Origin of the sequence: Bradyrhizobium sp. 23, from assembly GCF_023073295.1 — a bacterium.
Taxonomy (GTDB): Bacteria; Pseudomonadota; Alphaproteobacteria; order Rhizobiales; family Xanthobacteraceae; genus Bradyrhizobium; species Bradyrhizobium canariense_D.
This window is the reverse complement of sequence record NZ_JADPJF010000073.1, coordinates 24,153-35,015: the sequence shown is the minus strand read 5'-3', so window position 1 is coordinate 35,015 and position 10,863 is coordinate 24,153. Positions and strand designations below refer to the sequence as shown.

Below are 10,863 nucleotides of genomic sequence, written 5' to 3'. Positions count from 1 at the left end.
ACAGCGCGTAGCGGCGGGCATATGTCAACGCTGCGCCCATCCGCTGCGGAGCCGCCATGTCGGCGGCCGGGCATACCCGCCAATCCGAGGCGATCCATTCCCCGGAGCTGTGCAGCAGGGTGGTTGTGAGCTTGATCAGTGCTGTCGCTGGCTCGACGGCGGTGGCCTGAATGATGGCGATCTCATGCTTACTCAGGCACTTGCGCACGATCTCCAGCCCGCTCGCCAGTGACGCATAGCGGAAGCTGCGGCTTTCTTCCCGCGGGAAGGGCGAGGCGATGGTGGGCGGTGAGGGACTTCTCGGGATTTTGCAGTTCAGCCTGCGCGCGGGCTAACGCGCCGGCGATTTGGCTGATGGATTGACTGAAGGGCTGCATCATCGCTGGCTCTCTGAACTGGCCAAAGGCAAAACTACTGCCGGCAGGCGGAATATGAGTTCCGCTGTCATTAGATCATTGAGAGCACGCTGCAGCGCGTGTTCGTCGAGCGCCGTTACCGATCTTAGAAGCTCGTGTTCGAATTCGCGTCCAATGCATGCTGCGATCTGGGCGACTTCCTTTACCGGCGCCAATCGATCGAGGCGCGCCATCAACGAGTCCTGGAGCGTCGTCGGGATCGCTAGGGGCGGCAAAGGACCAGGTTCGCCATGATTCCCTCCCTCAGATTAGCCTTGGTGGCCCTCCCCTGACCAGTCCGCGAAATCGGAACTCGCGGGAACAGGACGTGCTATTAGGCCGCGGACGAAACGCGGGCACATCCATACTTCCGCTGAGGGCTATGAGCGCCCTTTTCCGACTTCCTAGATTTCACAACGGCAGGGGGATGGGCGCAGCAAGTCCAATTGTCGGAAGTCACGCCGAGCCCGGCGGGATAGGAGGCGAGTTTGGCGAACGTGATCGGCAGAACCTAGTTTTCGAGCTTGACGTACCCCCGAAGCCTGAAGACGATGTCGGGCACAGCGTGGCGCAGGCGTGCAGCGTCTTGCGACGTAGTCGAGAACGGTGCGAACCTGATCATGGCGTTCCAAGGTCGACTTCCGTAGACGGTGATCGAGACTCCGGATTTCGGAAAGCCATCCATTTTGCGAAGCTCACCAAGGACGAGGTCGGCGATCGCCACCGCGGGCAGCCGCGCTCGTTTTTCATCGGGGCCGCCCGGGGACAAGGGAACGAGCGGCTTGGCTGGCGGCGCTGCCGCGACCGCGGGCTCCCGTTGGAGTGTTGACGGCATCTCCGGCGCCGGAGGCGCGGCGACGGGCGACGCGGACCGAGCAAAAATACCACTGATTAACGCCGCAAGGCCTGCATCTTTCGCGTCATCGCTCATTCGCTCTCTCGCAGTTGAGGGTAGCCTAGCAGCTTTCCGAAAGGATACCACCACGCTCTGAGCAACCGCAGGGCGGTTCCTGTGTTCGCGATCGAACATTCAGGCGTGCAAAGTTTCGCTAAGCTTCTCCTCAGCGAGATACCTGATTCACGAAGGGGCGTCGAAGGTGTTGGGCGGTCTGGTGATGCGCTGGCGTATGCGCAATTTTTTGTTGATTTGTCCATCGTGCAAAAATGCCGCTAACGGGATCCACGGGCGCTACATGCTCGGCCAGGAGCGATTGACGTGCGATCGCTGCGGAGCGACTGACTGTATGACTTTCTGGCGTTTTGAAGGGATCGCTCACCGCGCGTGCGCGATGAGCAGCCGGAAGCACTCTTGCGTTCAGGGCTAGTTAGAACAGCGCTTTTTTGGGGGATAAGAGAATGACAAATTGTGTGATCGTTCGGGCCTATGGAAGGCAATTGGATCAGTTGCGCGGAGAGGCATCCCGCATTTCGCGGGCAAACAAAATCGACTGGTGGATCGAGCGCGGAGTCCAAGGCACACGATTTTGCTTTGAGGACGCTGAGGCGAAGAGGGCGTTCGTCTCAATCTGCGAAAACGTCGGTGTTTCGCATATTGATGGCGCCCCGCCCGCGTGAACAGGCGAGACCGCGACTGGTTTGTTCGAGGCGTTCTTCGAATGCCTTGATGGCGGCAGCAGCCAACCGGAGCGTGAGCATCGAGACTAATTCCATGAGGTTCGGAGCGACCCAGGCTCAAGGCTGGGGGAAAGTTGAGCCCGGCCTTACATCGGAATCCAGGCAACAATGAATCGGCTTGTTGAGTCCTATCCGGCCAGGACGTCCTCGCGCGACTTCAGCAGGCGTTTGGCCAGCCGATGGCGTATCCGAGCGGGTCATCGAAGCGAGTGCGCCTTGCATGTCACGCGAAGGATCCGGACTGCGCGAGCCGAATCAGCATCGTGAGAAGTCGATCCTGGCCAGCGCTTCACCGGGGTTGTCGGCTTTGCCACAGTCGTCGGACGGCTTGGGGTTGCAGTCTTTCCGCGGCTGGCAGCAGTCCTTCTGTGAATGGCAGTCGTCGTCCTTGGCGTCTTTCCAGTCACTATCGCGCTTCGAGCAATCGCCCGTGGGGTCACCGGGGCAGTCATCGTGGCCGGTCTCGGCCGATTTCGCACCTTCGGCGGCAAACCCGGTGACGCGGACATCTTGCGCAGGCCCCGCTTCTCGTCTGAGGCTCGTCATTCCGGCCCGAAACGGTCTGGCCGCCGCGGCAAGATGGATGATCATATCTGTTCCATGGGTAATTTCCGGTCGGTGCGCTACGCTCACGCGCGTCATGTTTAGACGGCGGAGATTCGTATTGATTTCCTTCTCCTTCTCGGTGTCGAGATGTGCCGTACCCTCGTCGAGAAACAGGATCTTTGGTCGGCGATAGAGCGCGCGCGCAAGCAGGACTCGCTGTTTCTGCCCACTGGATAACGAACTTCCCATGTCGCCGATGAGGCTGTTGTAGCTCATCGGCATTGCCATGATATCTTCGTGGATGCCCGCAATCCGCGCGCAATCGATCATCCCTTGCAGATCGAAGGTTGTATCAAAACAGCAGATATTGTCGGCAATCGATCCCGATAGCAATTGATCCTCCTGCATCACCGCCCCAATTTGCTCGCGATAAGCGCGTGGTCCGATCTGGCCCAGCGGAAGACCGTCGATCAGAACCTCTCCGCTCGTTGGCTCGAGCAGCCCAAGCATAATCTTGACAAGAGTCGACTTGCCGCAGCCCGATGGTCCCATGATCGTCACGAATTGTCCGGGAGCAACGCACAGATTCACGTTGTCAACGATCAGAGGCTCTCCTTCCGCATACCGGAAGCACACGTTACGCAGTTCGATCATGCCGCAAATCTGTCGGTTATACGACAGGTCTCGGTCGTGCCCCCGCTCGAGCGGGGTGAGCGCAATGTCTGCGAGACGTTCCAGGTGCAGTCCGAGAATGCGGACATCCACCAGCTTCTCGATCAGCAGGGCTGTCCGCTCAGCGAACTGCAGCTTGTAGCTGACGAACGCGAATATCATGCCAACCGTGATGAGGTTGTCCAGTGCGAGCCGAGCGGCGAGGTAGATTGTGATTACGTTCTCCAAGCCGAATATCGTGTCGTTAATCGCTTTGAAGCTGATCCTGGCCCGACCTAGCCGCACGTTGGCTGTTATGTATGCAGCATAGCGGTTCAGCCACTGGCTCTCCCGTTCGTTTTCTCGGTTGAGCAACTTTAGGCTTTGCACTGCTCGCACGGTTTCGATGAAAGTGGAGTTCTCATCTGCCTTGCTGTGAATGGCCGCTTCGCTCCGTTGCCGGAACGTGCTGAAAAGGGCGAGCCGCAGGGCGGCATACAACGCGAACGCCAGCAGGACAACAAGTCCGAGCTGGACGCTGTAGGTGAACATCAACACCAGCATCAATACCGACATGAGACCGTCAATCAACCCCGTGATCAATCCCTCCGCGAGCACGTTGCGGATGGGCTCGATCGAGTTGAAGCGAGACAGGATGTCGCCGATGTGCCGCTTTTCGAAGAATGAGAGTGGCAAGCGCACCAGATGATGAAACAGCCGCGCGCCGATCTGAAAACTCAACGTGTTCTGCAGAACAAGAATAATGAACGAGCGGGTCGCGGTCGACGCTACCCGTATCAGGAGAAGCAGCGCGAATCCTAGCCCCAGGACGACCAGGAGATCGACATCGCCTCTGGCGATGACCTCGTCAACGGTGAGCTGCATATAGAAAGGGGCGGCGAGGAGAAGAATTTCGATGACCACTGACAGAACTAATATTTGGGCGAGGGCACAAGTGTTACCGTTCATTCCGCTCCAGAATACCGAGAACGGCAATCTCACTCTCTCGTCTGTGCGGCAGAACTCTTCAGTGGGCGAGAGCTCGAGCGCGACCCCGGTGAGATGTCTAGATGCTTCAGTGAGGGGAAACCATTTCTCGCCGGCTGCCGGATCGTGCACCACGATCCCCTTCTTCCTGTATGCTTTCAGAACAACGAAATGAGCCATGTCCCAGTGCAGAATAGCCGGCAGACGCAATTGGCAGAGATGGCCGATCTCGATTCGCAGCGGCCGACACGCCAGCCCCAGGCGAGCTGCTATTTCCATGAGGTCGCGGAGAGTGGCGCCTTTTAGGGACACTGGATGCCGGCGCCGCAGGCTGTTCAAGTCAGTTCGATGACCATGATAAGACGCTACCATGGCAAGACACGCGAGCCCGCATTCCGTCGCCTCCGTCTGCCGAATGACCGGGAGGACTCTGCGTCCGCTGAAATTCAATAGTCCCTGCATGGGCTACATCCTTGCGCTTAACACCGGATCAAGCAGCCAGCTCATCAGGGACCGCTGCTCGAGGATCACGTCGGCCCTGAGCAGCATGTCCGGCTGAAGCGGCATCTTACGGCCATAGGCGTCGATGTCGGGCCGCTCGAGAGCCGCAGTCACACGGTAAGCCGGTTCCTTGAGGGCGATCGGCCCGGTCGTTTCGTTGCCGGTCAGAATGGTGTGAGAGACGTTGGTCACGCTGCCGCGGTAGGTGCCGAATTTCTGGTAAGGAAATGCATCGTAAAGTATCCGAACCTGCTGGCCGGGACGCACAAAACCAAACGCGCGTGTCGGAAAGAACAGCTCGGCCTGCAAGGGCGCATCAACGGGAATGATTTCGAGCTGCATATGCCGGGGATCCGCGATTTGGCCCATTGTCGCCTGCAGCGTCGATACGCGCCCACTCGTTGGCGCCTTGATAACGTAAGCCTGCCGCCCATTCACTTCGGCCACGCGCTGTTCGATCGAGGACAGTTCATTACGCAGTCCTCGGATCCTCTCTGCGGCGATGGTTGGGAGTTGCTCGAGTGTATGCCGAGCGTCTGTCAACTGGATGTGTCGCGCGGTGATCTGCTGATCGAGCGACACCACACTCTGCTTTTGCTCAAGTGCGGCCTGCTCGCGGCGCTTGAGCTCAATCGTTGGTAATGCGCCGCTCGCGGTTAGCTTAGCGCCCGTTGATACGAAGCTCTCGGAAAGTTTCAGTCGCTCGTTTTGGATGTTCCGCTGGTCCTCGAGTTGGATAATCTCTCCTTCAATCCCCTTGATCGTGGAACCGAGGCGATCCCGTTCTGAGGCGGTTCGGCGATCTTCGGCATCGATCTGTCGCTCGACCACATTCCGTTGCTGCGTCAGCACCGCAAGTACGGTCGCATTGACGTCATCGCCATTGGCCGTGATTTGGGAAGTAACTATGGTCAGGAGCGGGTCGCCCCCCGAAACCTCTTGCCCCTCCTTCACGTGTATCGCCTTGATGAAGCCCTGTTGTGATACGAAAATCTTAGCTGTGCCGGAGGTCGGCGTCAGATACCCGGAGACGGTCTCCTTGCGGGCGTATTGCGCGATGGAGAGAAAACACAAAATGAATACAACGAGCGCCGCAAGGCTCCAGCTAAGAAGTGTGCTCGACAGCGGCTGCAGCAATACGACCTCACCCCAGGTGTGGCGCTGATGCAAAAAGTCGACGGCTTCCTTACGAAACAGAGTTGGTCGGTTCGCCATGGACGCACCTTGCTGAAGCGCTGCGCGGAGTATCTTTCCGCCAAAGCAAGACTGCGGATGGCTACCGGAGAACCGCTTCCCCTGCTGGAGAAGCGGTTCGCCGATGCATCCCGCCTTTACCCAATAAAGACTTGGGACTGCTTGGACAGCAGGCCAACCTGAACTTGGTTTCCGCTGAGCACATTGATGTCGCCAGTTCGGATCAGTGATCCGCCATCCTGGCAGCCACAGCCGCCGGTGCCGGCGGCCACGAGGTCGAGCTCCTCATCAGACAGTTCGATAGGGTGAGCAAGTTTGGTCATCTCCAGCATGTTGGTCTCCTTTCGATGTAAGTGGCGGAACATTGATGTAACTGTTGCCACGTCATCACTAGGTGCGAGACGCCAATCTGGATGCACGGTCGCCTAAATTTTGTGAGCGGCACGTGTTTGACGCTTGTTGTATCGCGTTCTGCAGCGTCGTGTGCAAGGCGCTTTAAGGTGGGACTCGGTGGCGGCTTCGTCACAGTGAGTTGGACGGTCTGGTCTGCTGGATGTTCTGCGCGGCTGAGATGCGACATCGCGCCTTCCAAGGAAAGCGCGATGACGCGCCATGTGGCGAGCTCGGCCCAAGAAGCGCCTTAGCTTGTTTCGATCGCTGCACTCATCGCGGAAGCTGCGCAAGTCGCCGCGCCCTGTCACGTCCTGTCACATAGCGTGTTGAAGGTGCTTCGAATGTCCCTCGATGGCATTACATGGTGGTCGGATCCGATGCGTGCTCTGAAGTTATAAACGCGACTAGCGACGATGTTGACGCTCTCCATTTTGGAAGTTGGCTCGAGGACTTACGTTGCTCCTCTCAGCGGCTCACCTGGCCGCCGAGAACGACGTGCTATGGTCCGCCTGCACTCTTTGGCGATTGGGAAAAAAATTTTTGAAAACTTCCGGGAACGAAGTCGATGCTTGCTGACTTGAGTTCGCCGACAGCTATTTCGTATTTTTTTAAAACCGATCATTTAAATGAATTAAATGCGCGATATTAAATGCCGCAGGCCCTGTGCGTGAAAATGTCGCGCATCTGCTCTGCCTTATGAGGGGTGACTTCGACCATGCCCCATCAGTGCCTCGATTTAACAAAGGCAGGGTCTCGCTGCGGCGTAGCGCGCCATGACAGCTATCTCACTGGCGAGACGGCTCTTAATTACGAAACAGCTCTGCTTGAGTGCGCCTCCGGATCGCAGTCCGCCGTCGGCCAGATCTACGCGCGGGAGAAGGAACAGTTGCGCGCGATGGCGCACCGTATCGTGCACGACAGATCGCGTTCCGAGGACGTCATCCACGACGCATTCGCGCAGATTCTCCGATATGCGAAAAACTTCGATCCTGCACGAGGATCCGCCCGGGGCTGGATTTACGCGATCGTCCGCAACACGGCGCTCAAGATGCGGCAGAACGCCAGGCGCGAACTCGCGCTCGAGGACGATGCATTGAATGCCATTTGCGCGCGCGAGCAGGCCGCTCCGAACCCTGCCTCTTGTATCCCAGACAGCATGACGCTGCGAACCATGCTCGATCAACTCGAGCCACAGCGCCGCGCGAGCCTGCTTCTGGCGATCGTCGACGGGCGCACGCACGAGGAGATTTCCGAATACCTCCGGGTTCCTGTCGGAACCGTCAAGGCGTGGATCCGGAGAGAGCTTGTGGCCATGCGCCGGCAGCTCGAATGACGCGTGAATTGTTTTTTCGCCGCTGCATCCATCGGCGTGCTTCGGCGACAGTAGGGGTGATGGCGCGGTGATCCGGGCAGGGCACGCGCGCGTGACGCACGTGCCCGCGACTGTCGCAAAGCTGAAGCGAGGAGCGAAGCCATGTCTATCCTGAGCAGTGTTACGAGCATTCTCGGGCTGATAAAGGGTGCCCCACCCGAGCAATGCACGTCAACCAAGCCCGACGATTATGACGACGGCAGGCTGTCAAAATGGAACGACGATCACAGCGCTGACGACGACTGCTCGAAGAACGGCGACGGCAAGGACAATTATGCCAAGCTTAGCGGCGCCTACCCCAAGGGCGACTACCCAGAGCACGATGGGGGCTGGAAGGACGCCAACGACGGCGAATACCAGCCCAAGGACCATTGCGATCTCGAGCCGGCTGACGATGGCAGCAGGGGCGACACCGATCGCAGTCCGGGTGACGCGCTGGCCAAGTTCGACTTCTCCCATAGTGAGTTCGCGGGTGATTTCAGCTCGCACGGTCCAGATCATTCGGGTGACATACACGGCGCGCTAGCTTCGATGTCTTGCGACGATGCGCTCGAATACGCCATCGGTTTGATGGGCCCAATGGATCACTTCGACGTAGGGCATTTCGACACGGCGACGGATACGTCGCACGACACGGACGCCTGACATGCCGAAGAGACTCGCCTGGCGGTGAATGCTGCCGGGCGAGGGTGATTTTTGATCAAGAAAGGCGGCGGTCATGCACCAGGTAGAAAAGCGCGAATTGTTCGAACAAGAGCGGAAGATTTTCGAAGCCGGAGTGCAGCGCGCCGACAAGCGATCCGGCTCTTTCAGTTTCTTGACCCGGTCGTTCTTTATTGCCCAGCTAGTTGCCTGCGAGGAGTTTCTTGCCGCCCCGTTCAAATCTGCGCTGGCCAAGCAAGAAGACGCGACAGCCGCTCAAGCAGGTGCGGGGCCGCAAGGGACAAATGACGAGCTGCCTGCGAGCGATCCCGCGAAACCGGGCGCGGAGGATGAGAGGCCAAAAGGGCCGGCCGCCTCGTGGGACACGCATGTGGCTCAGCTCGATCCGACCGGGCTCCTGGCGGAGCCGCATGAAGACGCGCCCAGACCGAGCACCGCTCGTGGCGAAGCAGTCGCTACTGCGAACTCTGGGGGTGGGGGTGGGAGTGGCGACGAGGTCGATTTTTGCAAGCACCATGCTCACGCCTCAGCCGACGTTAGTTGCGTCAGTCGCGTCAACTCGCTTTCAGCGGATTCCGACCTCGGAAGCACTCAATTGCCGGGTGAGTCAACGCTCGAATCCGTTGGGTCTAATGTGCTTTGCGACTCGTTTAGCCCGTCGATCGTCAACTCCTTTCCCCCGCTTGGAATGCTCGGCGGCCTTAGTAATGACGTGGTGGTAGGGATTGCGCCGGTCGAGGCGGCGGTGCCGCCGACGCTCGCGACGGCGAGCGACATCGTCATCACGGTGCCCAACGACGTGGCCGGCACGATTGCGTCGGTCGCGGCGATGGTGCCGCCGGCGCTCGCGACCACGAGCGACTCCGTCAGCACGCGATCCGATGACGAGGCCGGCGCGATCGCGCCGCTCGATGCGGCTGTGGTGCCGGCACTCGCGACGGCGACCGACACCGTCAGCGCGCTGCCCAACGACGTGGTTGAGGCGGTCGCGTCGATCGAGGCGGCGGTACCGCCGGCACTCGCCGCGGCGACCGACACCGTGAGCACGCTATCCAACGACGTGGTTGGCGCAATCGCGCCGGTCGAGGCGGCGGTGCCGCCGGCACTGGCGGCAGCGAGCGACAGCGTCGGCGCGCTGCCTAACGACGTAGTTGGAACGATTGCGCCCGTCGAGACGGCGGTGCCGCCGATCCTGGCGACGGCGACCGACAGCGTCAGCAGGCTATCCAGCGACGTGGTTGGCGCAATTGCGCCGGTCGAGTTGGCGGCGCCGCCGGCACTGGCGACGGCAACTGACAGCGTCAGCACGCTACCCAACGACATGGTTGGCGCGATTGAGACGGTCGAGGCGGCGGTAGCGCCGGCACTCGCCACGGTGACCGATACCGTGAGCACGTTATCCAACGACATGATTGGCGCAATTGCGCCGATCGAGGCGGCGGCGCAGCCCACACTGGCGACGGCAACCGACAGCGTCAGCACGCTACCCAACGACATGGTTGGCGCGATTGAGACGGTCGAGGCGGCGGTAGCGCCGGCACTCGCCACGGTGACCGATACCGTGAGCACGAGACCCAACGACGTGGTTGGCGCAATTGCGCCGATCGAGGCGGCGGTGCCGCCGGCGCTGGCCGTGGCGACCGACACCGTCAGCGCGCTGCCCAACGACGTGGTTGGCGCGATCGCGCCGGTCGAGGCGACGGTGCCGCGGGTGCTCGCGACGGCGAACGACAGCGTCAGCACGCTATTCCACGACGTGGTTGACGCAATTGCGCCGGTCGAGGCGACGGTGCCGCCGGTGCTCGGGACGGCGACCGACGCCGTCAGCACGCTGCCCAACGACGTGGTTGGCGCGATTGCGCCGATCGAGGCGGCGGTGCCGCCGGCGCTGGCGATGGCGACCGACACCGTCAGCGCGCTGCCCAACGACGTGGTTGGCGCAATTGCGCCGGTCGAGGCGGCACAGCCAACGCTCACGACCTTGGACGATACCGCGGGCACGCTGCCCGATGACGTGGTTGGAACAATTGCGCCGGTCGCGGCGGCGGTGCCGCCAGTACTCGCGACGGCGACCGACACCGTCAGCCCACTAGCTAACGACGCGGTTGGTGCGATTGCGCCGGTCGAGGCGACGGTGCCGCCGGCGCTCGCGACAGCTAGCGACACCGTGAGCACGGTGAGCAACGAGGTGGTTGACCAGACGACGGGTCCAGACACTCAGTCGACCGCGTTGTCGCAAACGGTTGCATCGGAAAGCACGGGAACTGACACGCTTGATAGTTCAGCATCACCCCTTGAGATCGCGGAGGCGGAACTGATCACCGGTAACGGTGCCCCTGGTCATGTATCACAGCCCACCGATTTGGCTGGCAATGCACTTGCGAGTGGCGCGCCGGTCCTTGACACGAGCGCACCTGTGCTAACCACAACAGTTGCCGCTCTGACCAATCCGGCCGGCGAGGTGTCGCATCCCGTCGACACGGACAGCGTGGCTGGCGATGCTTTGGCGAGTGCGGCGCCCGCTGC

At 60.5% G+C, this 10,863-nt stretch carries 9 protein-coding genes and 1 pseudogene; 3 read left to right on the top strand and 7 right to left on the bottom strand.

Going from position 1 to position 10,863, the window contains the following annotated elements; genetic code table 11:
- The 6 genes from IVB32_RS19970 to IVB32_RS19945 form a co-directional block, all read right to left on the bottom strand.
- On the bottom strand, positions 1-208 hold a 208-nt coding region (locus IVB32_RS19970; protein ID WP_247410993.1), incomplete at its 3' end, for an ERF family protein.
- Between the two features lie 168 nt (positions 209-376).
- Complete coding sequence (locus IVB32_RS19965) at positions 377-589, bottom strand: hypothetical protein (RefSeq protein ID WP_247368031.1); 213 nt, start codon at positions 587-589, stop codon at positions 377-379.
- 317 nt (positions 590-906) lie between these two features.
- Positions 907-1,326: a hypothetical protein gene (locus tag IVB32_RS19960; RefSeq protein ID WP_247368028.1), complete on the bottom strand. Its 420-nt coding sequence runs from the start codon at positions 1,324-1,326 to the stop codon at positions 907-909.
- Between the two features lie 959 nt (positions 1,327-2,285).
- A complete protein-coding gene (locus IVB32_RS19955; RefSeq protein WP_247368025.1) occupies positions 2,286-4,676 on the bottom strand; it encodes a peptidase domain-containing ABC transporter in 2,391 nt (796 codons plus the stop codon).
- Positions 4,677-4,679: 3 nt separating this feature from the next.
- The gene (locus IVB32_RS19950) at positions 4,680-6,035 is read right to left on the bottom strand and encodes an HlyD family efflux transporter periplasmic adaptor subunit (RefSeq protein WP_247368038.1); all 1,356 of its coding nucleotides are present in this window, start codon (positions 6,033-6,035) and stop codon (positions 4,680-4,682) included.
- Between the two features lie 11 nt (positions 6,036-6,046).
- Positions 6,047-6,241: a hypothetical protein gene (locus IVB32_RS19945; RefSeq protein ID WP_157643074.1), complete on the bottom strand. Its 195-nt coding sequence runs from the start codon at positions 6,239-6,241 to the stop codon at positions 6,047-6,049.
- A 776-nt stretch (positions 6,242-7,017) separates the two neighbouring features.
- Here IVB32_RS19945 and IVB32_RS19940 point away from each other — a divergent pair.
- Positions 7,018-7,635, top strand: coding sequence for a sigma-70 family RNA polymerase sigma factor (locus tag IVB32_RS19940; RefSeq protein ID WP_247368020.1), 618 nt, complete (start codon positions 7,018-7,020; stop codon positions 7,633-7,635).
- A 141-nt stretch (positions 7,636-7,776) separates the two neighbouring features.
- Positions 7,777-8,319 (top strand): hypothetical protein, encoded by a 543-nt coding sequence (locus tag IVB32_RS19935; protein WP_247368015.1) that lies wholly within the window; start codon positions 7,777-7,779, stop codon positions 8,317-8,319.
- 609 nt (positions 8,320-8,928) lie between these two features.
- Here the strand turns inward: IVB32_RS19935 and IVB32_RS19930 are convergent.
- On the bottom strand, positions 8,929-9,747 hold the full coding sequence (locus tag IVB32_RS19930) for a hypothetical protein (RefSeq protein ID WP_247410989.1): 819 nt from the start codon (positions 9,745-9,747) through the stop codon (positions 8,929-8,931).
- Here IVB32_RS19930 and IVB32_RS19925 point away from each other — a divergent pair.
- Positions 9,713-10,863, top strand: a pseudogene (locus IVB32_RS19925) (hypothetical protein); the annotation flags it as partial. The gene IVB32_RS19930 and the pseudogene IVB32_RS19925 sit on opposite strands and share 35 nt — an antisense overlap.

Excerpts from the sequence above, each read along its gene's own strand:
- IVB32_RS19965 (WP_247368031.1), bottom strand. The coding sequence starts at position 589 with ATGGCGCGCCTCGATCGATTGGCGCCGGTAAAGGAAGTCGCCCAGATC.
- IVB32_RS19960 (WP_247368028.1), bottom strand. The coding sequence starts at position 1,326 with ATGAGCGATGACGCGAAAGATGCAGGCCTTGCGGCGTTAATCAGTGGT.
- IVB32_RS19955 (WP_247368025.1), bottom strand. The coding sequence starts at position 4,676 with ATGCAGGGACTATTGAATTTCAGCGGACGCAGAGTCCTCCCGGTCATT.
- IVB32_RS19945 (WP_157643074.1), bottom strand. The coding sequence starts at position 6,241 with ATGCTGGAGATGACCAAACTTGCTCACCCTATCGAACTGTCTGATGAG.
- IVB32_RS19940 (WP_247368020.1), top strand. The coding sequence starts at position 7,018 with ATGCCCCATCAGTGCCTCGATTTAACAAAGGCAGGGTCTCGCTGCGGC.
- IVB32_RS19935 (WP_247368015.1), top strand. The coding sequence starts at position 7,777 with ATGTCTATCCTGAGCAGTGTTACGAGCATTCTCGGGCTGATAAAGGGT.
- IVB32_RS19930 (WP_247410989.1), bottom strand. The coding sequence starts at position 9,747 with ATGTCGTTGGATAACGTGCTCACGGTATCGGTCACCGTGGCGAGTGCC.